This is a genomic window from Novosphingobium sp. ES2-1 (assembly GCF_015169775.1).
Lineage (GTDB): Bacteria > Pseudomonadota > Alphaproteobacteria > Sphingomonadales > Sphingomonadaceae > Novosphingobium > Novosphingobium subterraneum.
In genome coordinates this window covers 362,896-388,237 of the sequence record NZ_CP063445.1, presented here as the reverse complement: position 1 = coordinate 388,237, position 25,342 = coordinate 362,896, and the positions used below count along the sequence as shown (strand labels likewise).

The following is a 25,342-nucleotide window of genomic DNA, read 5'->3' as shown; positions in this document are numbered from 1 at the left end:
GATAGGGGAATTGAGATGAAGAAGTTGCTTGCCAGCGCGGCAATTGCCGCCGGGCTTCTGGCCGGAGGATCCGCCTTCGCCCAGACTGCCGCAAATACCAGCAGTGCTACTGCGTCGGGGTCGGTCACCATTGTCCGACCGCTGACGATCACCAAGAACAGCGACCTTGCCTTTGGCCGCATCGTGCGTCCGCGCACCGGCGGAACCGGTACGGTCACGCTGGCAAACACCGGCAACTCCGTTGTCGCCGCCAGCGGTGCCGTCGCACTTGCCAGCACCACCAGCCGCGCACAGTTCACTGTCGATGGCGAGGGAGGCCAATCGGTCACCACCTCGATCCCGGCGACGGTCACCCTGACCAGCGGGACCAACACCATCCCGGTAACGTTGCTGCCCGACTTCGGCAGCACGGTGACCCTCTCTGGCGCCCTGGCAGCCGCAGGATCCGCCACGCTCAACGTCGGCGGATCGTTCAGCCTGCCTGACACACAGGCTTCGGGCGCCTACACCGGCAACTTCACGGTGACTGTCACCTATCAGTGATGGAACTTCGGGGAGCGTTGCCGCATCTGCGCGGCACCTCCCCGAGGCAGACGGCAACCGTCGGCGAGAGGGGGACAAGCCATGGACGCAGGATCGAAGGTTCGCATCGGGCAAATCGCCGGAGCGCTTTTCGCCGCTTGCGCGACCATGGCCTCGCCGGCGGTTGCCCACGCTGCACCAGCACCCGCATCGGCAGAAGCAACCGTGGTCATCCTCGAGCCGGTTGGCGCAGGGTTCTCGTTCGACATCCTGAGCGATGCCGTTTCCGCTGTGTTCCTCAATGGCGATGCGGGAGATTCGGTCTCGGTGCTGATGTCACCGCGCAAGCCAGGCAAGAAGGGCATGCCCCGTGACGCCAGCGGCGTCCTGGTCATGGCAAGCGGCGTCTACCGCATTGACCTGCTGCAACCGGCCGCGTCGGACGCACGCCTGCGCGGCGCAATGCGCGGCAGTGTTTCTAAGCGCGGCACTGTTCCAGGCGACAGCTCCATCCTGTTCCTCGCACAATTCAACTGAAGGTCATCGAGCCATGAAGCGCAACCTCGTGATGATGCCAGGCCTCCTGACCTTGCTGGCGCCTGCAATGGTGGCTGCCCAGCAGGCACCGCTCCCGATCGCCGCGCCCAAGGCGCAAGACGCCCAGGTAACCGTCCCGGTCCAGGCAGCCGCAGCCAATATCAACATTACGCCACGCCGCGTGATCTTCGATTCCACCAAGCGTACCGAAGCGGTCTACGTGTTCAACCAAGGCACCACGCCGGTGACGGTTGATGTGGCGCTGGTCGACAACGCCATGCTGCCCTCTGGCGAGATCGTGCCGGTGAGCCGCCTTGCAGAGCGTGGTGCCGAAGGTCTTGGCGCGAAAGTGCGCTCCGCCAAACCCTTCGTGCTTGCCGCACCCAGCCGCCTGATCCTGCCACCGGGCCAAGGCAAGACGGTTCGTGTTCGCGCCACCCTGGCCGACACCGCCACGACCGCGGAGTATCGCACGCACCTGACCGTCACCACGGTGCCCCCCGCCGATACGGGGCTGACTGCCGAACAGGCTGCTGTCGCCGAAAAGGGCGAGCTGGTTCTTCGCATTCAGTCCGTCTTCGGCATCTCGATCCCGCTGATCGTGCGGGGCGGCACGCCCGATGCAACCGGCGGAATTGGCGCAATAACGCCTTCCGCCACGCGCGATGGCCCTGCGCTTGCAGTAACCCTGCAGCGCAAGGGCACGACTTCGCTTTACGGCAATCTCGAACTGCGCACGGCCAAGGAAGTGGTCGGCGTGGCGCGGGGTATTGCCGTCTACCCGGAAGCTGATGAACGCCAGGCCCTCGTGCCTTTGCTCCGCCCGCTGAAACGAGGCGAAGTGATAACCGCCACATACAGCGCCGACGACGGCAAGAAGCCGGTCGAGATCGCCAGCGGAAGCTACACCGCCCCCTGACATGACTGCGACGCTGGCCATTCTGGCCCTGGCCGCTGCCAACAGCAGCGCGCCAGCGGGACCGGCTGCGCCCGTGCAGGCCCCCGATCCGGTGGTCGGGGCGTCTGCGTTCGGCACGACGCAGGCTGCAAACGAAGACCTCCTGCTGTTTTCCGTGCAGCTTGACGGCACCACCATCAGCGAGGCGCTGACGGCGTACGGCGACCCCACAGACCCGCTGCTGCCGCTCGGTGAACTCACCCGTCTGCTTGAACTTCCGCTCGATATCGACGTTACAAATGGCGTTGCATCGGGCCGCATCGGCGAAAGCCAGCGTCCCATCACTATCGATCTGCGGTCAGGTCAGGCCCTTATTGGCGGCAAGGTTGTCGCGCTGATTCCGCCCGACAGCTTGATCTCCGAAACCGATATCTACCTGCGGGCCTCGCTGGTGGCCAAGTTGCTGCCGCTGAAGATCACGTCGATTGCCGACGAGATGATCCTCACCCTCGAAGCCACGGAAAAGCTGCCCTTGCAGGCCCAGCGCGAACGCCTTGCCCGCATGGCAGGGCTTGCCGGGCAGCCGGAATCGCAGGACGATGCCATGCGCGTCGCAACGCCCTACCGCTGGATCGGTCCCCCCGCTTTCGATTTCACGACCGAGCTTGGCTACAACAGCGAAGGCATCAACGGCGGTGGCCGCTCTGTCACGCGCTTTGAAGGCCGTGTGGCGGGCGATCTGCTGAAAGCAGGCTTCAACGCCTGGATCGCCACCGACGACCACGGCGACCCGGTTTCGGCCCGCCTTGCCTTCACGCGCCGGTCCGAGGACGGACGACTGCTCGGCTCGCTCGGCGGCACGTCTGCCGCGCTGGGCGACGTCTTCACGCCCCCCCAGGTCGTCGGCGCACGCAGTCTTGGCGGGGCCGGTTTCACGTTCTCATCGTCGCGCATCGATGAGGCCAGCGTGTTCCAGCGCATCAACCTGCGCGGAGAACTGCCGCTGGGATATGATGCCGAGCTCTACGTCAACGATATCCTGCGATCCGCCCAGCGCGGTGCGGGCGTGCAGGGACGCTATGAATTCAACGACATCCCGCTGGTGCGCGGCCGAAACGCCCTGCGCGTCGTGCTCTATGGCCCGCGCGGAGAACGCATCGAACGCACCCGCGTGATCAACGTGGGAGGCGGTCAGCTTGCGGCGGGCAAGACGACGGTTGATCTCGGCATCGTTTCGCAGGACCGGACCGTGATCGACCTGTCTGATGCCAACCTCAGCGGCTTTGCCAAGGGCAAGGGCGATCTGCGCGCCACTTTCAACATCGCCCACGGCATAAGCGAACACCTGACTGTCGCGGCCGGTCTTTCGCGCTTCACCGACTTCGGCGGCACTTCACACGTCATCGGTTCGATTGGCGCGCGCCATTCGCTGCTCGGTCTTGCCGTGCAGACCGACCTTGCCAGCGACTTCGCAGGCGGGCGGGCGATGTCTCTGGGCCTTGCCGGACGCATCGCCGGCGTAAGCTTCCTTGGCCGCCATGTCGAATACGGCGGGGGCTTTGCCGATGAGGCCAACACCGCTTTCGATCCGTCGCGCCCGATGCGCCGCTACAGCGAAGTCGTCTTCGACCTGGCGGTACCGCTGCCCGGCTCGCTTGGCCTGCCGGTCTCTGGGCGGTTCGACCGTGCCGAGTTCGTCGACGGCAGCCAGACCCTCTCGGCCCGGGCACGCACCACCGCGAGCGTGGGGCAGACCCTGTTCGCCATAGGCGCCGACTACAGCCACCGCACGCAGGGCAATTTCGCCGACACCCGCATCAACGCCAATCTCGGTGCGATGCGGCTGATCGACTACAAGTGGCAACTGCGCGCCACTGCCGATTTCGGGATCAAGCCAGGCACCCGGCTGGAAACGCTGGGTTTTGCCGCGGACCGGGCAATTAGCGATCGGTACAGTTTGCGCCTTGGTGCGACACGCAATTTTTCCGGGCATGATACGGCCCTGCAGGCAGGGCTGACCGCGCGCTTGCCGATGGCGACCGCGACGCTGGGCGGCGACTGGTCCACCAGCCAGAACCGCTGGCGCGTGGGCGTACAGCTCAACTTCGGGATAGCACGCGACCCGCTCAAAGGCCGCTATCGCGTGACGCCGCCGGGCCCGGCCAACGGGGCCAGCGCAGCGCTCCTGGCTTTCATCGACGCCAATGCCAACGGCCGGCGCGATGAGGGTGAGGAAGCAGTGCCCGGCGTGGTCGTGCAGGGTGGCGGACTGAAGGCCGTGACGGATGGACAGGGCCGGGCGTTCGTGACTGGCCTCGGCGATGGCAACATGACTTCACTGCGCACCGACATCTCGGGGACCGACACCGTATTTGTTTCTCCTCCGCCACAGAACATCACGTTTGCTGCGCGTTCAGGGGGAATTGCGCGGATCGACTATCCGCTTGTGCCGACGTCCGAGTTGGTCACCCGCATCCGCTTCCGTGGCCGGGACGGGGCATTGAATGGCCTTTCGGCGGTGAAAGTGCGGCTTGTTTCGCCCAAGGGCGATGCCGCATCCGGCATGACCGAATTCGATGGCACGGTCGTGTTCGACGGGGTGAAGCCAGGCAAGTACGCAATCGAGATCGACGCTGACCAGGCTGCCCGCCTCGGCATGCGGCTGAAGGAACCGATATTTGCGACAGTGGGAGCGGATGGGAGTGTCGTTGACGTCAACGGTGAAGTCGCCTTCAGCGAACACGTGCAAATGGTGAAACGCTGATGACCCGCTTGTTGCTGACCACGCTCTGCACCCTGTTGTTGCAACTCGTGCCGATTCCAGTGGCGCATGCCCAGACCTACACGGTCGATGCGATCACCGACGCCAACTTCGGCGACGTCGTCTCCGCAGCCTCCGGGCAGACGGTGTTCCGGTCAAACGCTTCGTCCGGATCGGTCACGGTTGCCTCCGGTTCGGGGGTGCGGCTGTCGAACACGGCAGCAAACGCCGAAGTGACGATTTCGTGCAGCAACACTTTTGCCTGCAATGCGACGAATGTCCAGGTGACGCTGGCACTGGCCGGATCCCCCACAGGACGCGTCGGATACATTACCGCAATCAGCGTTGCGAATGGCACTGCAACGGTAAGCTCCGCTTACAGTGCGGGGAACTATGTCGTGATCAATCTGGCACCCATTCCTCGCAGATCTTCACGCACGTTCCTGATCGGCTTCGACCTTCCCGTCGACGGCAACGAGTCTGCCAATTCGACAGGGACCGCGACAAGTTCCTACCTGATCACCGCACAGCGCGCGACGGGCGGCGGATCGGATTCGCTTGTCGGCAACATCCTGGCCAAGGTCATCCGCCCTGTCAGCATTGCCAAGACGCAGGACCTGCAGTTCGGCGCGGTCACACGTCCAACGAGCGGTTCCGGCGCGGTCACGCTGACGCCCGATGGGGTCGTCTCGGTCAGCGGAACCAATGTCCGCCGCTTCCCTGCGCCAGCGGCGACAGCAGCCCAGTTCACCGTAAGCGGCGAGGGCGGTCAGGCGGTCACCGTATCGGTGCCGACCACGATGACGCTATCGGGTAGCGGTGGCTCGGTCACGGCTACACTGACCAATGTCGGGGGTGGCCCGCAGGTGCTGAGCGGCTCAACCGGTTCGGCCGGTACGGTGAATGTCAGTGTCGGTGGCTCCGTGCCCCTCAGTGGCTCCTCGGCGCTCGGCACGCTGACAGGGACCGTTACGGTGATGGTGCAGTACAACTGACGTGGCGAGCAACCACGCTCCTCACAGAACGAAGTGGTCTCCGGCCGCCCGGACAGTCACTTCGGCAATCGAGACGCCCCAAGGCTGGTCGATTGCATGGATCACGGCATCGGCGATGTGTTCCGGTGCAAGGCTGGCAAAGTCCATCGCCTCGGGATCGAGCCGTTCGGGTGGGAACGTCCCCGCCGCCATCTCGCCGACCATCTCCATGAAATCGGGCATGTTGTGTGCAACGATGCCGATACCGGCGGCCTGATTGACCACCGTGCCGGAGAGGCCGGTCGTCGGCACGCCGGTTGGCTTGATCGTGGTGACCTTGATCTTCCCGCGGCTTTCAACCCGCAGCGATTCAGACAGGAAATTCACTGCTGATTTCGATGCACCATAGACCGCCGCGCCGATCACCGGGAAATTGCCATAGATGGACGAGATGTTGACGATCTGTCCCCGCCCCGCCGCAATCATCTGATCATAGGCCGCGACCATGCCGTTCAGAACACCCTTGATGTTGATGTCGATGCAGCGTTCCCACGCAGGATAGGCCGCCTCATGGTCCGAGAAAAACGCCAAGGGCATGATCCCGGCGTTGTTGATCATCACGTCCACCCTGCCGAACGCATCGAGCGCCGCGGCTACCAGCGCCTTGACCTGCCCCAGATCGCGAACGTCGACAGCAACGGCCTGCGCCTTGCCGCCTGCTGCATTGATGGAATCGGCCACCCCTTGCGCTGCAGCAAGGTCGATATCGCCCAGCGTCACGCGGGCGCCCAGCGCGGCCGCCTTCTTCGCGACCAGGCTGCCAAATCCGCCACCGGCGCCCGTAATGACGATCGACTTGCCCGCAATGTGTCCGCTCATGCCCGTGTCCTTCAAAGTGCCGACGGCATTGCGTCGATCAGGATCGTCTTCATCTCGAGATAGGGGAACAGCCCCTCCGGCCCGCCTTCGCGGCCAATGCCCGATTGCTTGAACCCGCCAAAGGGCAGGCCGAAATCCATGCGCAAGCCGTTCTGCCCGAAGCCGCCGGTGCGGACGCGCCGGGCTATGCGGTAGGCTGCGTCGGCATCTGTCGTCAGCACCGAACCGTTAAGGCCATAGGCGCTGGCATTGGCGGTGCGGATCGCATCTTCCTCGTCTTCCACCGGGATCAGGCTGAGGACCGGACCGAAGATCTCCTCCTGCGCGATGCGGCTTTCGTTCTTCACGTTGGCAAACAGGGTCGGTTCGATGAAATACCCCCGGTTGAGGTGTGCCGGACGCCCGCCGCCGGTGACCAGATCGGCCGTCTGCCTGCCCTCCTCGACATACATCTCGATGCGCTCGAGCTGGCGTTTCATCGCCACCGGACCGAGCTGGGTTTCGGGGTCATCTGAATGACCGATGCGGACCTGCTTCATCTCCGCCGCGATGGCTTCGGCCAGTTCGTCGTGCCGGTGGCGCGGTACGATCACCCGGCTGAGCATTGCGCAGACCTGCCCGCTCATCATCGTGATCGTGCCGGTCAGCATCTTGGCTGCCTCATCAATAGGGAAATCGTCGCGCACGATGGCTGCGGACTTGCCACCCAGTTCCAGCGTGCACCGCGCCATGCGCGCGCCGCAGACACTGGCGATGCGCTTGCCTGCAACGGTGCTGCCGGTGAAGCTCACCTTGTCGACGCCCTCGTTGCAGACGAGATGGTCGCTCGCCTCACGGTGCCCGGTAACAAGGTTCACCACGCCCGCAGGAATGCCTGCCGCCTCTGCCGCCTCGGCAATGATGTAGGCCTCGAGCGGCGTTTCCGGCGATGGCTTCATGATCACCGTGCAACCGGTCAACAGCGCATAGGCGACCTTGTTGGCCATGATCCCGAACGGGCCGTTCCACGGCGCAATGGCCGCAACGACGCCGACCGGCTCGTAGGCGATCAGCGCTGTGTCCGCTGCCATGCTCGGGCGGCGCTCGACGAATTCGAACTGTTCGGCAAACCCGGCGATCTGGCTCAATGCCATGACGCTGCCGCCATGCATTGGCCCGGCAAACGAGGCCAGCCCGCCCATCTGGGCTGTCCAGGCTCTGGCCAGTTCGGGCACGCGCGTTTCGAGGTGGGCCACCATCCGCCGGAACATAGCGATGCGCTCGGCAGGCGGCGTGGTTGGCCAAGGCCCGTGATCGAATGCCATGCGCGCTGCGGCCACGGCAGCATCCATGTCGGCCTCGTCGGCCTCCGCCACGCGCCCCACCACTTGCTCGGTGTTGGGCGAGACCAGTTCGATCATGCGTCCGGAGTGGGCGGGCACCCACCGACCGCCGATGAAGAGCTTGTCGGGATGGGCGACGTTCACGCCTTCTGGTGTCATGGCTTGGTGTCCTCTCACGCCTGCGCCAGCGCGCATTCAACGCGCTCGATCAGGCCGTCCTTGATCGTATAGAATATGAACTGCCGCATTTCCTGCACTTCGCCCACCGCGATCGGGAAGAAGCCGTGCATCCCGCGCGCGTCGAGCGCTTCACGGGAAAGGTCCTTCACCGCTTCCACCCGAATGACAGCATCGATGGCGGTCAGGGTATCGGAACAGGCAAAGTTCAGAACGGTCACGCTTTCCTTCACATGATGGTGCAGGAATGCGTAAAAATCCTTGAGCGCCTGGCGCGAACGGATCTCGACTCCAAAGAACGTCATCAGCGGCGGATCGACATAGAAATCGGCAACCGCGTCATAGTCCTTCGCGTTGAACGCGGCGACATAGCGATCATAGGCTTCGCGCGTCAGCACGGTGGCTCTCCCACTAGCGGCCGGATTCGGCTCGCATGGAAAAGCTAACATTTGATATGGTTCACGCCAAGCTCTAAAGAATGGGGCGGCCATCGCTGACCGCCCCATTCCCTAGCGTACTCTGAAATGATCAGAAGCGCTTCTGCACAGTGACTGCCCATTCACGCGGACGACCCACCTGGCTGTAGGCCGTACCGGTGAAGGCATAGACCGATGCGAAGCGGAACGGCGTGTAGTACTCGTTGAAGACGTTCTGCACTTCGAACGAGATCGACAGGTCCTCGGCCTCGTTCCGCCAGGTCAGGCGGGCGTTGCCGATGTCATAGGCGTTGAAGAACTCAATCGGCTGGCCAGCAGCGATGCGGCCGGCGCTGGTCTTGCCCGTGTGCGCAAAGTCAAAGCGCGGGGTGATCGAACCTGCACTGCCGAGATCGGCGCGATACTGGATGCCGAAGCTGTACTTCCAGTTCGGTGTCACGATCGGGTCGGTCAGCAGGATCGCGTTTCCAACGCGTGGATCGATGTTCTTGTAGTTGCCGGTCAGGTGGCTGAGCGAGGCATCGATATCCAGACCCTCAATCGGCGAGGCCTGCATTTCGAGCTCGAAGCCCTTGATGCGGCCGTTACCCGCATTCTGGCGCGCACCGCACGGCGCGTTCGAGCCCAGCGACGCACAGGAGATCAGCGGCAGCTGGATATCGTTGTAGTCGTTGATGAACCCGGCGATGTTGATGCGCAGGCGGCGATCGAACAGATCGGTCTTGAGGCCTGCTTCATATGCGGTGACCGTTTCGGGATCGAAGCTGCCGTTGAGCGCCTGCGCGGCGTCAAACGGACGCGCGGTCACGCCGCCGCCCTTGAAGCCCGTTCCGACTGTCACGTAGGCGAGCACTTCCGGGCTGAAGCGATAGTCAGCCGAAAGGCGCCAGTCGACCTTGTCGCCCGAGTAGACGGCCTTCACGCCGTCGAGTGCGCCCAGGTAGATCGACTTGGTGACGCCGTCGAAGTTCTTGCGGACGAAGGTGTAGTCCTTGCTTTCCTTCGTGTAGCGCAGACCGCCAGTCAGCGTCAGGCCATCCATCGGGCGGGCGATGATCGTGCCGAACACGGCCTTGCTATCGGCGTTAACCGGGTCGTTGCCGAGGAACTGGAAGTTCAGGCCCGGCGCGATGTAGCGAATGTCCTGGCGGGTGAAGTAGACCGAGCGCTGGTCGGAATAGAACCCGCCGACGGTCAGGTCGATCATGTCACCAAGCTTGGCGTTGACGCGCAGTTCCTCGCTGAAGAACCAGAACTTCAGGTCGTTGTAGCCCTGACCCGCAATCGCAAGGTCGGGGGTGAAGTCGTCGTCGGTGCCCCACTTCTGGCGGTAGTTGCGGTAGGCGGTGATCGACTGAATGTTGATCGAATCGCTCAGGCCCACGGTCATGTTGGCCGAGAAGCCATAGCCATCGAACTTCAGGCGGTTGGGCATCTCGTAGCCTTGGCTGACGAAGCCGCCCGGCGGGGCGTAGAAGTTCGCGTAAGTGCAGAAGCGGCCGCAGGCATAGGCGTTGGTGATGCGCGCCGGGTTGATCAGCGAGATCACTTCTGCCGCGTTGGTGCGCTCTTCATGCGTATAGTCGCCGATGATGACGAGGTCGAAATTATCGCCCGGATTATACCGCACCGATCCGCGAAGACCGGCGTAGCCCTTCTCGCCGAGCTTATCGATCACACAGTCCTGGCCCGATCCGGGGCGCGCGCTGATACCCTGCGGGTTGCCGGGATTGGCGCAGCCATAGTCGATCTGGTCGACGTAGCCATTCTGGCGCTTGTACACGCCCGAGATGCGGGCATAGAGGTCCTGCGCGAGGATGAAGTTCGCGCTGCCACGGATGTCGACGCGGTTGCGGCTGCCGTAGACCGCCTCGACCATGCCTGAATTCTCGTCGGTCGGTTTCTTGGAGAACAGTTTGATCGCGCCGCCGATTGCGTTACGGCCGGTCAACGTGCCCTGGGGGCCGCGCAGGACTTCCACGCGCTCAAGGTCAAGCAGGTCGAAAATGCCGCCGGTCAGCGTGGCGTAATACACATCATCGACATACATGCCGACGCCCGGTTCGTAGGCGGGGTTGAAGTCGAACTGGCCGATGCCGCGGATCGAAGCGCCCAGCGACGAGCCATAGGCGCCGCCCATCGCATTCAGCGTGACGTTCGGGGCCTGTTGCGCGATCTGCGACAGGTCGGTCTGGTTGCGCGAGGCCAGCAAGGTCGCATCGACGGCAGTGATCGAAAGCGGCGTATCCTGCAAGCGCTGTTCGCGGAACTGCGCGGTCACGACGATCTCGCGCGCCGATTCCGGCGTGCTTTCCTCAGCCTGCGCCTGAGCATCCTGCGCCATGGCCGGCGCGGCAAGACCGAGCATGAGCGCGGCCAGGCTACCTGCGGCTAGCAGGCGCACATGTGACGTGGTACGATGGGCTTGAGCCATATCCCCTCTCCTGTATGGTCCTCTTCGGAACCGGTTGCTGTTTGTTAGTAAGACATACTAATTACCGCTTTGCAAGCCTAACATTTGCGCATGTTCAAGAGGGTGCAAAGTGATGCAGATCGGGCACACTTCAGCCCTTGCCGAAGGACGGGAACCCGGCAATAGATGCGCCTGATGGACACGCCACCAACCACGGCACAAGCAGACCAGAACATCGCCCTGATCGAGGGTGAGGTTGCGCTGCTGGTCGACCTGCTCAAGCTGGGCACCTTTATCGGCACGCCGATGCGCGAAGGGGTCGCCGATCCGCTTGGCCTTACCACCACCGACCTGCGCATTGTCCTGGCCCTGGGTGGCGAAGGCGAACTGGCCGGCCATGACCTGTCCGAAATCATGGGCGTCCCGCCCATGAACGTCAGCCGCGCGATCGCCGCGCTCATGCAGCGCGGCCTTGTGGAACCCGGGTCCAATCGCCGCAATCGCCGCCGCAAGCCGGTTCGGCTGACCACTGCGGGGCAAGAACTGTTCGCACAGACCATTCCAGCCTTGGCCCACGTCGGCGCAGACCTGTTCAAGGGCGTTCCGGCGCGTGACCGCGAAGCCTTCCGCCGCGTCGCCGCAGCCGTACTCGCTCGCATCGGCCGCTGGGGCGGTTAACCCGCCCCGACGCCCCTTACGGCCACTTTTTTTGCATCCTGGTGAAATCCCCCACGGCAAAGGCCTTGGCCAGCACCGGATGGGCAAAGCTCATCGCCACTTCCTGCCGATGCGGCCAGGTCTGGCGTACGTCGGTATCGGGTAGCAGGCGGTCCGGCCCGATCGGGTTCTCGGGGAAGCACACCGCGGCAGGCTGCAGGTGCGCCACGGTCTTTGACCAGCCAGTCTCGTAATCGGCCTGCCACTGCATCATGTAGTCGAGGCGCTTGATCTTCCAGACGCCGTCTTCCTTGACGTAGTCGTTTTCGTAGATCCCGCTTTCCCAGAACTGCTGCGGCATGCCCTCGGGCTTGTCCCCCAGGATGTCATCGTGCCAGCCGCCTGCAAGAATGCCCCGGAACCGTCCCTTGGCGCTCTGACCGTCGTCGGAAATCGTGATCACGTCCTGCAGCTGGAAGTGGTCGAGCAGCAGCCCATGGACCGGGCCGCGCCGCCCTCCGGTGAACAGGTTCTGGAACCACGTTCCATAAAGCCGCATCACCCCTTCGTAGCCGACGTATTCGCCCGACAGGAACACGACCGCGCCGTCCTTCGCGAACAACCCGGCCACTTCTTCCGGCCGGTTGTAGTCGATGTAGTAGCCGTAGGCCCACTGCAGGCGACGGATCGCGTTGAGATCCTCAAGCTCGGTCACGCGCGCTTCGAGCGCGGCAAGGCGGGCATTCACATCGGTCATGTCTCGACTCTCCCCAGAGTTCTTCGGCAGGGCTAATATTGTAAGCAACACTAACAAATGTCGTCGTGATTGCGAGAGGGAAAAATGAAACCGATTCAAACCTTGCGCGCGAACTGCGCTGCGCTAGGTTTCTCGACTGACGGGAGCTGGAGAACCTGCGATGTGTGATGAGATCACCGAAGCCGAAAACGCTGCATTCTTCCTCAACCGGCGCGAGTTTGCAGGCCTCGGCGCAGGCGCTGCCGCGCTCGCCACGATCCCGGGCTGCGTCACCGCCGCAGAAGCGCCGACCTCCAGCCGCATGGTGACGATCGACACGCCCGACGGCAAGGCTGATGCCTTCTTTGTCTACCCCACCCGCGGCAAGCACCCTGCCGTGATCATGTGGCCCGACATCGCGGGCCTGCGCGATGCCTACAAGACCATGGGCACCCGCCTTGCCGCTGCCGGTTATGCGGTGCTGGTCGTCAACCAGTATTACCGCTCCAGCCCCGCCCCGATCCTCGAGTCACTGATGGCGTGGCGCTCTGACGCCGGGCAGAAGAAGCTTAAGCCCATGATCGCGGCAATCACGCCTTCGGGCACCACCTCGGATGCCGCTGCATTCGTGTCATGGCTCGACATGCAGAAGGAAGTGAACGCCAGGAAGCGCATCGGCTCCGCCGGCTATTGCATGGGCGGCCCCTTCACGGTGCGGACGGCCTTTGCCAACCCCGCTCGCGTCGGCGCGGCTGCCTCGTTCCACGGCGGCGGTCTCGTCGGGCCGGAGGCCGACAGCCCGGTCAACCTGATCGGCAAGACCCGCGCCGCCTATCTCTTTGCCATCGCCCAGAACGATGACGAGCGCGCACCCAAGGAGAAGACGCAGCTTCGCGCGGCAGCCGATGCCGCCAGCCGCCCTGCCGAGATCGAAGTCTACCCTGCCCAGCACGGCTGGTGCACCCTAGACGCCCCGATCTATGACCGTACTCAGGCAGAACGGGCCTGGGGCAGGATGCTCGACCTGTTCAAGGCAAACCTCTGAACCTCCGCCTATTCAAACACGACGAACGGAGCCCAGACGTGCGGATTGGCCGCATCCGGCAGGTCCGGATCGGCCATGGCGCGCAACATGGCCGTACGTAGCGCCTGCGCCGGCTTTCGCCCCTTCGCCGCCTCCTTGAGCACTGTTGCGGCCAGTACCGCCGCCGCATCGTCGCGTACGGGCCAATGCGAAAGCATCAGCGTTCGTGCCCCCGCGTAGCGGAATGCCTGTGCGAGGCCGGAATAGGCCGGGGCTGCCTCACCGTCGCCGGCAGCAGTGTTGCAGGCGGAAAGGATCACCCAGTCGGCATCGAGCCGTAGCGCGCCAATCTCTGACGCGGTCAGCACGCCATCGCTGCTTGATCCTCGCTCCGGTCGGGCCAGCACGAGCGCGGGCTCGGTAACGCCTTCCATTTCCCCGGCGACCAATGCATGCGTGGCAAACAACAGGACGCCGTACTGGTCCAGCCTGGTCTTGGCCAGTTGCTCTTCGCTTGCCTGGTCACCGGTAAGGACGGTTGCCTTGCCAACACTGCGCGAGACGGCTTCAACTTCGGCCGAGCGCAAGGCGGGCAGCGAGGCGAGCGACTGCGCATCCGCCTGCCCCCCGCGAAAGACAGCACTTGCCAGGAGCGGCCCCTTCCTTGCCGCTTGCGCATCCGCCATGCTGATGCCGAACGGTGTTGGCGCGCCCAGCGCCAGCATGGCCGAAGCAGCCAGCGCGCGCCGCGGCTGTGCTGTCCGCGCTTGCAATGACGCACCAGCCGACAAGGCATAGCGCATGACGAGGAACGGAGCCTTGCGACCGATACTGTCGACCGGACGCTCCAGCAAGGTTGCGAACGGGATGGCTGCGGCATCACCACCAGCGACTATCCGCAAGGCCCCTGTCCTGCGCAAATCAGGTGCTATGCCTGCGAAGATCGCGCGATAGAGTTCGTGCGAGCTTGCCGCATCGAAGCTCCGCTGGTCGAGCGCGCGACGCAACCGTGCCGCGCTCGACGCAAAGCTCGCGCGGCTAGGTTGCATCCGCTGCACCACGGCCCGGTCTGGCGAGACCAGCAGGACGAAGGCCGACGTCAACGCCGGAACGACCGCCAGGACAGCCTCGTCCTTTGCCAGCGTGCTCCTGATATCGGCCAGGGGGACGCCTTGGCGAGCGGTAAGCGCGGCCCAGGCAGGATAGCTGCTGGCGATACCGGCACGCTCCTGCTCCAGCGTGGCAAGCGCCACATCGCGAGCCGTACGGGCCGATTGCACGTCGCCGCCATTTCCCAGCAGCAGCAGATAGACCGAATTGGCACGACGGTAGGCCATCTCGGCATCCTGAAGAGTGCGTATGCGCGCTGCCAGCCCGGGGTCTGAAGTCCCCGCCCGGGCCGCGGCAAGCCGTGTCGCCCGCGCAACCTTCGATCCTACCAGCACCTGCGATGCATCGGCCGCCAGTTGAACATCACCATTACGCAGTGCCAGCCGCATTGCCAGTTCCAGCGACAGGCGGTCTGCCAGCACGAGCTCGCCATCCACACTCGCATCGAGCCGGTCGGTCACCGCGCGAACAAGCGCATAGCCCGGACTTCCGCCGCATTCGGCCGCCGCAATGCCAAGCAAGGCGCCGATAGCGCATGATTGCGCCTTGCCCAGCACGGGCGCTCTTGGGCTGGAGGCGACCGCAAGATGTGCTGTCGCGGCGGCGACCGCACCAGCTTCGTCGCCACTGTCGAGACGCGCCAGCGCTACCGATGGCAGAAGGGTTTCGGCCGTCCCTGCCGCCCTGGTCTTTTCCCAGATCGCGTAGGCCGCATCCAGCGATTGGCGCGCATCGGCCACCTTGCCCTGCCCCAATTGGGCATGCCCGAGAAACGTCAAGGTGCGAAGGCGGTCCGTAGGCGCCGCAAGCGCGCCAAGCTTGTCCTGCGTCGACGTTGCCCCCGACAGGACGCTCACGGCCTCGTCATAGCGCCCGAGATCGGCCAGCAGCCCTCCCAGCGAGGTCAGGCCGGCAGCAAAGTTGACATCGCCGGTGCCAGTGGTGGCGACGCGAATATCGAGCGCATGCCGCGCCACCTCCACCGCCTCACTCCGCTTGCCTCCACCTGCCAGCACCAGCGCCAGCGTCTCGACGGCGCGGACATGCCCCAGGTCGGTCTGCGGCACATGTTGCTTGACCTGCTCGGCTGCAAGCCGCGCCATAGCTTCGGCCTCTTCGAGCCGCCCTGCCCGCGACAGGCGCAACGCCAGATTGTACCGTGCGCTGATCGTCGCCGGATGGAACTCGCCCACGGCGCGCACCCGGGCAGCCAGGCTCGCTTCCTGCGCCTTGACCGAGGCATCGTACTGCCCGAGCTGCATGTAGGCGATTGCCAGTGTGTAGCCGATGTTGGATTCGCTCATGTCGAGCGCCGCAGACGACGGCCCCTTGCCGCGCCGCTGCGCCAGATAGCCAGCCCCTTCGCCAAGCCGATCGGCCGCCTGCTGGAACAGGGCCCGGCGGATCGCCACGTCACCGGCAAGGGCAATAGACTGCACGTAAGCATCGGGCGCAAGATCGCGATAGGGCAGGATCACCTCGCGCGCACGCTCGGCATCGGCCAGGGACTTGTCGATCTCTCCTGCTTCGCGCGCATAGCTTGAACGCGATACGAGCGCGCGCGCCAGATATGGCGATGTGTCCGGCCCCATCGGCAAACCCTCCGCCGCAGCAATGACGGCTTCGGCAGCTTTCAGGCTGGCATCGAAATTGGCTTGGTTGGGATTGGCGTTTTCCCGGTTGATTGCCGCGGACAGGGCCTTGTCGAGCGCGGCGAGCGGTGCGGGGGACTTTGCTGCGGCATGGCTTGGCACTTGTCCAAGACAGGCAAGGCCCGAAACGGCGGCCAGCGCAGCCCTACGCATCCGAGAAGCCCGCATCTGTGCCCACCCCATTTCGAAATCCATCCCGCCTTGCTGGATAAGCGAGACGCACGGGACTGTCGATCATCGACAATAAATCGGAGTGAAGGGACATTTCCCTGCGCCGCAAAAGCGAACCGGACCAAGCCGGAATGCCGCACACCGCCTGTCCAGGCGAATACGCAATTCTCAAAAAGGGAGCTGAACCTGATGGCGGGTGACCGCCCGATCAAGAAATGGTGCCCAGAAGAGGACTTTGGGCAGCGAACTGCTTCGAGTCCTCGCCCAAAGCCGAGTTTTGTCCTGAGTTTTCAACGGTGGTGAGTTCGAGTCCCAGAAGAGGCTCCGCACCGCTTAGAGGATCGTCTTCAGCCACGCTTGGGGAACGGGATCACATTGGCGTTGTCGATGAAGGCCTCGATGCCTTCTTCATCAAGTGCGATTTTGAAGGCTGAGGAGGCTTCCTCATCGGTTGAGAACTCGGTGTCCCAGACGGTTGAAGTGCCTGATTGATTGACCACTTCGAGTGTCCAGCCCGGTTCGTGTTCGAGTCGGTAGATTTGGACATCGACGGTGATGCCTTTCTCGGTGACTTGGCGAGAGAGCGCTGAGTTGACGATGTTGGGGTCACGGTCGGGCAAGTCAGGGTCCTCAGCAGGTGTGGTTGCATTATAGCCAGTGATTATCCGGCAGTCAGGCCGCTTGGGCCATGCGGGTCTTGATCCGGTGGACGGTCCCGACCCCGCATTTGAGCTTCTTGGCTGTCGCGTTGATCGACATGCCCGACCTCAGGCTTCGCTCGATCCTCTGGACTTTTTCAGGATCGAGTGACGGTCTTCCCGCTTTCTTGGTCGAGCGTTTGAGACCGGCCATGATCCTTTCGCGGAGGATTGCGCGCTCAAATTCTGCAAACACGCTCAACATGGAGAACATCGCTCGACCTGCTGGAGTTGAGGTATCGAGGGCTACGGCGCGGATGCCTTTTGTGCCGGGATCGATGTCACCAAATAGCTTAGTTTCCCCAGCGTCACGCTGCTGATCTGCATACCGCAGAAGGCCGCAATCCAGCAGATTAGGATGGAGTGGGACGACACGCTCACTTGCCTCAGTCTTAAGAATCTTATCGGTGCTCCCCACCTTCGACTTCTCGCTGACCACAATGCACTGAACGCCGTCAATCGAACGAATATCCGCAACATCCAACTGACAAATCTCGTTGAGCCTCATCCCCGTGTGCAAGCCGATCAAAGGCACCCAGAAGCGAGCGTTACGAGGGCGATTAGCCCCCGGTGTCGCATATCCTCGCCCACCATCAAGGCATCCCCGGTAAAGAGGGGCGTTGAAAATCTTCCGTAACTGATCGGCTGAGAATGGAAGGCGCTTGTCCTTCTTCGCGACCTCATCGTGCAGTCGCAGCCCACGAAGGGGGTTTCGTCCAATAAGCTCCTCATTGACCGCCCAATTCAAGAAGCTCGACAGGTTTCCGAGATACACATTCACATTGGCTGCGCTGATTGCCTCGCGTCCGCCGTTCGCCTTCGACTGCTCAGAGGCTTGCCGTGGCGTCAGCTTCGGAAATCGCTTTGCAGAGTTCCGTGGAAGGAAGCGCAACACCTCGATGTAATCGCGGCACTGAGCCCGAGAGAGCGACATCAGCGGAGTATCTGCTCCAATCACGGCAACCGCCATCTTGCGGCTCGTTTCGAACGCCTCACGGGTCCGCGCCGACCACGAATGTGCCGGGTCGTTGAGATACTGTTCGTATGCCTGCCCAAGCGTCACTTCCGCGATCGCGGGACGACCTTCAATCGAAGGATCAGAGGTGGAAGCTGGCTCCCTCACTCGGATAGCAGCAAGTGCGGGCCATAAGCTAGGATCGTCCGTGAACGGTCGAAGGAGCGTTTCATCGATCGATAGACCCGCAGCCGATCGCGCACTCTCAATGTAAGCTTCGATTTGAGCCGCGACACCGGAAACGCGACGGACAGCAGCCCTCAAGCTGTCAGTCCTCAACGATCGCCAAATCTCAGTGCGCCCGATCAGCCCCTGAGCGTCCTTTGGAACATTCCGGCGATAGTAGAACTGACCACCCCGGATGCACATCCCTTTGGGGAGATTGTTGGGAGTGAAACCGTAACAGCCACGCGCGCGATTTTCCGCAGAGTTCTGCGGCTTTCGAGCCGCAACACTCGAACCAAATCGTAACAGCAAATCGTTGCAAACACGCTGAGTAGACCGTCTATTTGACGATTTACTCAGCGATTTCAATGAGTTGGTGCCCAGAAGAGGACTCGAACCTCCACGCCGTTTCCAGCGCCGCCACCTGAAGACGGTGCGTCTACCAATTCCGCCATCTGGGCACGGAGGCGAGGGGCTGAAGCGCCGTCTCGCCGGGTAGGAGCGCGCCACTAGGACAGGCGCGGCGGGGTGTCAACGGGGCAAATCCACGCGAGGGTAACTCTTTTTGCAACTGGCAGGGCAAAGGGGTGTTTCCTCATTGAAACTGCGCCCGCTGCTGTGCCAAAGGCGTCGCGTGAAACGGCCCGGATTGGCGGGCAAAGATGATTCAGGACACGCTCGATATGGCAAACGGCAGGACGCGCGATCTCGAAGGCATGCTGGTGGCACTGGTGGGCGGCAGCGGTTTCTTCGGCACGCATCTGGCGCAGGAACTGCTCTCACGCGGCGCGCGCCTGCGCGTGTGCAGCCGTCATCCCGAGCGCGCCTTCAAGTTGCGCCCGCTTGGCACGCTGGGACAGATCCAGTTCGTGGCCACCGATGTCACCAAGCCGCACACCGTCGCAGCTGCCCTGACCGGCGCAGACGCCGTGGTCAACCTGGTGGGTGCCTTTGCCGGTGATCTCGATTCGCTGCAGGGACAGGGCGTAGGCCGCGTGGCCGAAGCTGCAAAGGCTGCGGGCGCGCGCGCGTTTGTCCATGTCTCCGCGCTTGGGGCCGATGCCGGATCGGACGTGCCCTATGCCCGGACCAAGGCCGAGGGCGAGAAGGCCGCGCTGGCCGCTTTCCCTACTGCCACGATCGTGCGTCCCTCGATCCTGTTCGGCGAGGATGACAACTTCCTCAACATGTTCGGCGGTCTGGTAGCTAAGCTGCCGGTGCTGCCGGTATTCGGCCCTTCCGCGAGGTTGCAGCCGGTTTTCGTGGACGATGCTGCCGAAGCCATCGGCAATGCCCTGGCCAACCCGCACGCGCATGGCGGCAAGACTTACGAGCTGGCCGGGCCCGAAGTCATCACCATGGGCGAGCTCAACCGCCGCATCGCCAAGGCTGCGGATCGCACGCCCATGCTGGTCGAACTGCCGGACGCGGTTTCGGGCGCCTTCGCTTCGCTGACCGGATGGCTGCCGGGCGCACCGATGAGCACCGACCAGTGGAAGCTGCTGAAGGCTGGCAACGTGGCTTCGGGCGACCTGCCCGGAATCGAGGCACTCGGCGTAACCCCGCGGCCGCTCGGCCTGTTTCTCGCCCGCTGGATGACGCGCTACCGCAAGTTCGGTCGCTTCGGCGCACGCGCCAAGTCCGCCTGATCAAGCCTCGTCAGCAAAGGCCGGCAGGTAAGCGGGTCCGGCCGACACCAACCGCACCGGGCAATCGAGATCGGCCAGCATCTGCGCCGTCGATGTCCGGTTCGTGACGATTGCCCAGCCCTGCGCAACATCCCAGCGACCGGAGGACACTTCCTCGACAGCCGCCAGCAAGGCGAGCGGAGCGACTTCACAGACCGCCATGCCCTCCCCGGCAAAGGCCGTCTCGGCAAAGCCCAGTGCCGACGCCAGCCGCGCCTTGACCGGGACGTCATCGATCATGGCCTGGCGATGCGCGGCAAGCACTTCGCCCGCTGCGCTGTCGGACGGTTCACCGTCGCGCTCCAGCAGCGGCAGATCATCGTGCCAGGCTTCGGCAGGGCACTTCCGACGCACGGGCTCCACCGCTTCGAAGGGGCGGCTTTCGAGCGGATAGATGCTGCAGATGCGAGGACGGGCTTCGTAGTTGCCGCAGCGCATGTCCGGCAGCAGATGGGGGCAAGCGCCCTCGTGCCGCGCAACCAGCCTGAGATTGATCCGGAATGGAACGTCCCCGACGCGAACAGCGAAGCTGGTCGCCTTCCGCCACGCCATCCCGGCATCGGAAGAAGCGCCATCGTCGGGCCATGGCCAGGCTTCCGTCAGCAGGTCAACCTGATGGCCTCTGCCAGCCCAGGCACAGGCTTCTGCTACCGAAAGAGTCAACCTGAGATCATGGCAGCAGCGCCCGCATTGCGTGCATTCGAAGTGCAGTTCCATGCCGTCAATAGAGCGGGACGCGCTTCGTCCGCAAAGCGAAGAACCAACAGGTATGGAGCAGTCCAAACCTGCCAAAAGCCCCGGCCACGTCGGACCGGGGCTTCGGCGGCAGGGGCAGGCGATGGAGGGATTTGAGGGCGCCTGCCCCGCTCGAGGTCTTGTGTCACATCAGAAGCGGACGCCGACCGTGACGTTCCACGTGCGCGGATCGCCGTAGTAGACGGTCTGGATGTTGCCCACCGAGCTGAATTCCTGCCCATCGGTCTTGTAGAGCGTGTTGCCCACGTTCTTGACCGCGCCGCGAAGGTAGAACTTGTCGAAGTCGACCTGGGCATAGAGATTGCCGATCAGGTAACCGTCTTCGGTCAATCCTGGGCGGTTGTCGACCGAGAGGTACTGCTTGTCGACGAAGCGGACGTCACCGCCCAGCGTCAGCGAAGCATCGCCGAGCGAGACGCGGTATTCGCCGCCCGCCCGCAGCGTAAGCGGTGGCGCGAAGGCCGGCCGGCAGGTGATCTGCGTGCCTGTCGGGTTGCAGCTGAACGCGGCGCCACCGGCAGGCGGCAAGCGGCGCGGATCGTCGAAGCGCTTGTAATCGGCATCGAGGTAGCCGACCGACGCAAAAAGCGTCAGCGGCTGGACCGGGCGGACCGAGATGTCGAACTCGAAGCCCTGGATGCGCAGCTTGCCGGCGTTGAGCACGGGGAAGCTTCCGCCGAGCCCGACATTGGTGCCATTGCCGACGCGGGCCTGGAAGTTGTTGTAGTCGGTGTAGAAGGCGGCAGCCGAAACATTGACGCGGCCGTCGAGGAAGGTGCCTTTGGCACCCGCTTCATAGGACCAGACCGTTTCGGGTTCGAAGTTCGGCACCACCGTCGTCACGCCATTGCGCGTTACCGAGATATCGCCGTTCGAGTTGACGCGGCCGTTGAAGCCGCCCGCCTTGAAGCCGCGGCTGGCCGAGGCATAGAGCAGGGTGTCAGGCGTCGGCTTGTACGAGAGGCTGACCATCGGCGTCCACGCATCGTAGCTGACGTCGTTGTCGCCGGTGAAGGGCGCGGGCAGGTTGTCGGGGAAGCAGTAACGGATGTTATTGAGCAGGCCGAGCGTCGAGGCAGTAACCGTGCAGCGGTTGTAGGTCTTCTTCTCGTGCGTGTAGCGCAGGCCGGCAGTCATCGAGAGCTGCTCGGTGAAGTCGTAGGTCAGCTGGCCGAAGGCGGCATAGCTCTTGGTCACCTGCTTGTCGTCGATCGTGCGCAGGAAGGTAATGGGCGCGCCGTTGAAGGCAAACAGACCGTCGGCGTAGGCTTCCTGATGCGAGCTCACGTTCTCGTTGAGGTAGTAAAGGCCGAACACGCCCTTGAGCTTGTCGGCATCGTACTTGAGCTGCAGTTCCTGGCTGAACTGGTCCTGGCGAACGCCGACGAACACGTCGCCCAGCTCGAACTGCGTGGCGTCGATGTCGATGAAGAAGTCAGTCTTGAGCTTGCGGTAGGCAGTGATCGAGGTGAGCTGGAAGCTGTCGCTGAGATCGACGTTGATCGTGCCCGAAACGCCCCAGTGGTCAAGCTTCTGGCCCTGGTCCGGGGCAAGGCTGGTCGATGCCTTGTAGTCATAGGGACCATAAGGTTCCGCCGGAGCAAGCACGACCGCGCCGCGGGCAAAGTCGGTCTGGATCAACGGTGCCGTAAGATAGCCAAGCGTGGCCGCATTGCGCTGGCGCGTATAATCGCCCGAGATCAGCACTTCGACCGTATCGGTCGGCTTGGCACGCAGGATTCCGCGGCCGGAAAGATTGTTGCGATCGTTATACTTGCGGCCGGTGCGCGGGTCGGTGACGATCCCGTCTCGGTCGTCATAGACCCCGGCAAGCGACAGCGCGAGCTTGTCGGTGACCAGCGGGGCCGAAACATAACCCTTCGCCGTCACTTCATCGAAGCGACCATAGGTGAACGCAGCCTCGCCCTTCACGGTATCGAGGTCGGGCTTCTTCGACACGACGTTGACAGCACCGCCGATCGTGTTCTTGCCGTAGAGCGTGCCCTGCGGCCCGCGCAGCACTTCGACCCGCTCGACATCGAACAGGTTGAGCAGCGCGCCCTGGATACGGCTCAGGTACACCCCGTCCACATAGACGCCGACTGCGGGGTCGAAGGTCTGCAGCGCATCAGGCTGGCCGATGCCGCGGATGTAGAAGTTGGCGCTGCTGGCCGAACCGCGGCCCTGCACGATGTTCACGTTGGGAATGGCGCCCTGGATGCCCGAAAGGTCCTTCGCACCGGCACGTTCGAGTGCATCGGTATTCAGTGCGGATATGGCAATCGGCACGTCGAGCAGGCGTTCCTCGCGGCGGCGGGCAATCACGGTAATCTCGTTCCCGGTAGCGATATCCGAAGCATCTTCGGCAGCAGGCGTTTCCTGTGCGAAGGCGGGCATGGCGGGCACGGCGAACAGCGCAACTGTGGCGGCCAGGGCGGCGCGCGTGGAAATACGGGTCATCAGACAGGCTCCCTCTCGCGGACTGCTCCGTCCGCTCGATCACCCTGATATTGAAAGTTGAACCACCTTTCAACTTCTCGTTGTGAGATTGCCCGTTTGTCGCTACGAATCGTGGCGAAACGGCAACACGCATGTGGGGTGGGCGGTTGCGGGGAGGATCGCACATGGCGCAGACGAGCGCTGCAAGTCCGGGAAAGGTGCCGCGCACTGCGCGCGGGCGCGAAACCTTGCGCAAGTTGCTTGACGCCGCTGCCGCAGAGTTCGGCGAGCGCGGATTTCACGAAGCCTCGATCAGCGGCATCACCCGGCGCGCCGGGACGGCCCTGGGCAGCTTCTACACCTATTTTGATTCGAAGGACGCGATCTTCACCGCGCTGGTGCGTGACATGTCAGCCAGGGTGGCAACGACCGCCGCCGCCGCCGTAAGCGAAGGCGCCACCGGCTTGCAGCGTGAGCGCGAAGCCTTGGTCGGGTTCCTGCACTTTGCGCGTGAGCACAAGGAAATCTACCGGATTATCGACGAGGCCGAATTTGCCGATCCGCAAAGCTACCGCGACCACTACGAAGGCACCGCCACTCGCATCGCCGCGCGTCTGGCCGACGGCGTGGCGTCCGGCACGCTGCGCGATGGGGAACAGGACGTGCGGGCATGGGCCATCATGGGCATGAACGTCTTCCTCGGCCTGCGCTTCGGCGTCTGGGACGACAGCCGTCCAGTGGAAGAGATCGCCGAAGTGGCCGCAGACCTGCTGGGCGAAGGGCTCCGCGCGCGCCAAGGATGAGGAATGGTGAGCCCTGCTGGGCGCAAGGGACGCCCAATTGGAAATCAAGATCCCATTTGTCTTCGAACATCAGAATGAGGCCAACAGGGCTGAGCTGACATAGGTCGTGTTGTCTGAAGCCGGTGCGTTGGGAGCCCCTCGCATAAACCGTCCCTTTGCGAGCCAGAACGCATTGATCTCCCCGCGCAGGAAGCCTGGCACGATCCAGTAGCGCATCCGTCCTTCCACCTGATGGCCAGCAAAGGAGCCTGCCTTGCCGCTCGCATCTCGCACGCCGGTCGTGGCGAAGCTGTCCGTCTTTTCGGCGAGCCAAAGCGGATGGTAGGTGACGAACGCGTCGAAGCGCTTGCCGGGGGCCACTTCGGCGCGCATGCCGGGACTGTTGATGTTGCTACGGCCGATCGCGGCGAGCACGCCTGCGGGGCTGAAGTCAGCGCGTCGCATGCCGAACAGCGTGTCGAAGCGGCCATAGGAGCCGCCAGGACCGTCTCCACTGGCGTAATCGTATTCGACTGACAGCCGCATCCGCGCCGGACCGGGGAACAGGTATCCGACATCGGCATGGACAAACCAGGCATCGACATCGAGCTTGCGGGCATTGGGCCGCGTTGTCTCGCTGACATCTCCGAACTGCCATGCGCCCTCGATCTCGAAATCGGGCTTGCCAGCCTTGGGCTCGCGGATCAGGCGCGCGGCAACGGTGTGGAGGTTGCGGTCCCGCGTGGCGCGTGACGGGCTGTCGCGCTCCTGCAGGCGAAAGTAGGATGCTTCTGCCATGGCACCTACGACGGTCCTGGGATGCCAGACCAGACCACCCCAGAGCCGGAGGTCGAAACTCTCCTTGTCCAACCCATGGCGGTTGGACAACACCGATGCCTGATCATCGGGCTTGCGGATCTGCGGCAGGGTGTAAATCAATGTAGCAGCGGTGCCATCACTTGCCTTGAGGTCCGCGCGCAGGCCGGTGTAGCCGTTGGTGGTGTTGCGATAGTCGTCTGCCGCGATCAGTCGTCGCGAGCCGAGGTTAAGAACGAAACGCCCGGCTTCGAGCTTGAGCCTGGCGCCCTGTGCGGGCGCAAGATCGACGGCCACATAGCCTAGCACGATTTCGAGCGTGTTGACGTCGTTGGCGCTGACCGAACTGCCGGGCTTGCCGAGCCAGGCCCGACTGTCGAACATCTCCGCGCCGATGCGGACGTTCGGCGCGGCCTTGTATTCGATGGCCAGTGTCGTGCGAAGCGCGAGCTGCTCGTCGGCGGGCGGCAGGTTTACGCGCGGCTGTCCGGTCAGGGTCTCGTAGCGCAGACGGATCGAGCCGCTGACCGCGATATTCGGCGGCGCGCCGAGCATGGATTGGAGCCGGGGCGTGTCGGCGAGTGCGCTGCCGGACGGTAGAAAAACTGCGGTGACAGCAACTGGCAAAAGGAACGCGAACGACTTCAAGGCAGGCTCCATCGCGGCCAAGCGGCCGTCCAATGAAGCAACACTTGAGCGCGCGCTGCGCTTGA

20 protein-coding genes and 1 tRNA gene are annotated in these 25,342 nt (G+C 63.6%); 9 read left to right on the top strand and 12 right to left on the bottom strand.

The annotated features are described in order from the left end of the window. Window positions 1–15 precede the first annotated feature (15 nt). From IM701_RS01810 to IM701_RS01790, 5 genes are all read left to right on the top strand, one after another. On the top strand, window positions 16–543 hold the full coding sequence (locus tag IM701_RS01810; RefSeq protein WP_039336289.1) for a DUF4402 domain-containing protein: 528 nt from the start codon (window positions 16–18) through the stop codon (window positions 541–543). A gap of 81 nt (window positions 544–624) precedes the next feature. Then, window positions 625–1,059, top strand: a complete 435-nt coding sequence (locus IM701_RS01805; RefSeq protein WP_193827605.1) for a hypothetical protein — start codon at window positions 625–627, stop codon at window positions 1,057–1,059. Between the two features lie 13 nt (window positions 1,060–1,072). Beyond that, a complete protein-coding gene (locus IM701_RS01800) occupies window positions 1,073–1,978 on the top strand; it encodes a molecular chaperone (protein ID WP_193827604.1) in 906 nt (301 codons plus the stop codon). A 1-nt stretch (window position 1,979) separates the two neighbouring features. After that, a complete protein-coding gene (locus tag IM701_RS01795; RefSeq protein ID WP_193827603.1) occupies window positions 1,980–4,721 on the top strand; it encodes a hypothetical protein in 2,742 nt (913 codons plus the stop codon). Then, window positions 4,721–5,713 (top strand): DUF4402 domain-containing protein, encoded by a 993-nt coding sequence (locus IM701_RS01790; RefSeq protein ID WP_193827602.1) that lies wholly within the window; start codon window positions 4,721–4,723, stop codon window positions 5,711–5,713. The genes IM701_RS01795 and IM701_RS01790 overlap by 1 nt, the downstream gene beginning before the upstream one ends. A 21-nt stretch (window positions 5,714–5,734) precedes the next feature. Here the strand turns inward: IM701_RS01790 and IM701_RS01785 are convergent, their stop codons facing one another. From IM701_RS01785 to IM701_RS01770, 4 genes are all read right to left on the bottom strand, one after another. Beyond that, entirely contained in the window at window positions 5,735–6,571 is an 837-nt protein-coding gene (locus IM701_RS01785; RefSeq protein WP_193827601.1) for an SDR family oxidoreductase, read from the bottom strand. An 11-nt stretch (window positions 6,572–6,582) separates the two neighbouring features. Then, on the bottom strand, window positions 6,583–8,052 hold the full coding sequence (locus IM701_RS01780) for an aldehyde dehydrogenase (protein ID WP_039336478.1): 1,470 nt from the start codon (window positions 8,050–8,052) through the stop codon (window positions 6,583–6,585). A 14-nt stretch (window positions 8,053–8,066) separates the two neighbouring features. Further along, a complete protein-coding gene (locus tag IM701_RS01775) occupies window positions 8,067–8,468 on the bottom strand; it encodes a nuclear transport factor 2 family protein (protein WP_193827600.1) in 402 nt (133 codons plus the stop codon). Window positions 8,469–8,598: 130 nt separating this feature from the next. Beyond that, a complete protein-coding gene (locus IM701_RS01770) occupies window positions 8,599–10,941 on the bottom strand; it encodes a TonB-dependent receptor (protein WP_193827599.1) in 2,343 nt (780 codons plus the stop codon). Between the two features lie 174 nt (window positions 10,942–11,115). On the opposite strand from IM701_RS01770, the gene IM701_RS01765 reads away from it, so the two are divergent. Next, the gene (locus IM701_RS01765) at window positions 11,116–11,598 is read left to right on the top strand and encodes a MarR family winged helix-turn-helix transcriptional regulator (RefSeq protein ID WP_169745737.1); all 483 of its coding nucleotides are present in this window, start codon (window positions 11,116–11,118) and stop codon (window positions 11,596–11,598) included. 16 nt (window positions 11,599–11,614) lie between these two features. Here the strand turns inward: IM701_RS01765 and IM701_RS01760 are convergent, their stop codons facing one another. Further along, a complete protein-coding gene (locus IM701_RS01760; protein WP_039336472.1) occupies window positions 11,615–12,334 on the bottom strand; it encodes a nuclear transport factor 2 family protein in 720 nt (239 codons plus the stop codon). Window positions 12,335–12,494: 160 nt separating this feature from the next. On the opposite strand from IM701_RS01760, the gene IM701_RS01755 reads away from it, so the two are divergent. Next, window positions 12,495–13,358, top strand: coding sequence for a dienelactone hydrolase family protein (locus tag IM701_RS01755; RefSeq protein ID WP_039336470.1), 864 nt, complete (start codon window positions 12,495–12,497; stop codon window positions 13,356–13,358). 8 nt (window positions 13,359–13,366) lie between these two features. Here IM701_RS01755 and IM701_RS01750 read toward each other — a convergent pair whose 3' ends face one another. From IM701_RS01750 to IM701_RS01735, 4 genes are all read right to left on the bottom strand, one after another. Then, a complete protein-coding gene (locus tag IM701_RS01750) occupies window positions 13,367–16,252 on the bottom strand; it encodes a CHAT domain-containing tetratricopeptide repeat protein (protein ID WP_193827598.1) in 2,886 nt (961 codons plus the stop codon). A gap of 365 nt (window positions 16,253–16,617) precedes the next feature. Continuing rightward, window positions 16,618–16,890, bottom strand: coding sequence for a hypothetical protein (locus IM701_RS01745; protein ID WP_193827597.1), 273 nt, complete (start codon window positions 16,888–16,890; stop codon window positions 16,618–16,620). Between the two features lie 52 nt (window positions 16,891–16,942). Further along, the gene (locus tag IM701_RS01740) at window positions 16,943–18,352 is read right to left on the bottom strand and encodes a DUF6538 domain-containing protein (protein ID WP_370584358.1); all 1,410 of its coding nucleotides are present in this window, start codon (window positions 18,350–18,352) and stop codon (window positions 16,943–16,945) included. A gap of 170 nt (window positions 18,353–18,522) precedes the next feature. Continuing rightward, a tRNA-Leu gene (locus IM701_RS01735) sits at window positions 18,523–18,609 on the bottom strand. Window positions 18,610–18,831: 222 nt separating this feature from the next. Between IM701_RS01735 and IM701_RS01730 the strand changes: the two genes are divergently transcribed. Then, window positions 18,832–19,797, top strand: a complete 966-nt coding sequence (locus IM701_RS01730) for a complex I NDUFA9 subunit family protein (RefSeq protein ID WP_193828309.1) — start codon at window positions 18,832–18,834, stop codon at window positions 19,795–19,797. Here the strand turns inward: IM701_RS01730 and IM701_RS01725 are convergent, their stop codons facing one another. Further along, window positions 19,798–20,499, bottom strand: a complete 702-nt coding sequence (locus tag IM701_RS01725) for a YkgJ family cysteine cluster protein (RefSeq protein ID WP_193827595.1) — start codon at window positions 20,497–20,499, stop codon at window positions 19,798–19,800. 222 nt (window positions 20,500–20,721) lie between these two features. Next, window positions 20,722–23,052: a TonB-dependent receptor gene (locus tag IM701_RS01720; protein ID WP_193827594.1), complete on the bottom strand. Its 2,331-nt coding sequence runs from the start codon at window positions 23,050–23,052 to the stop codon at window positions 20,722–20,724. 164 nt (window positions 23,053–23,216) lie between these two features. Between IM701_RS01720 and IM701_RS01715 the strand changes: the two genes are divergently transcribed. Continuing rightward, a complete protein-coding gene (locus tag IM701_RS01715) occupies window positions 23,217–23,834 on the top strand; it encodes a TetR/AcrR family transcriptional regulator (RefSeq protein WP_062347544.1) in 618 nt (205 codons plus the stop codon). A 69-nt stretch (window positions 23,835–23,903) separates the two neighbouring features. Here IM701_RS01715 and IM701_RS01710 read toward each other — a convergent pair whose 3' ends face one another. Then, entirely contained in the window at window positions 23,904–25,277 is a 1,374-nt protein-coding gene (locus tag IM701_RS01710; RefSeq protein ID WP_230487758.1) for an alginate export family protein, read from the bottom strand. Window positions 25,278–25,342 lie beyond the last annotated feature (65 nt).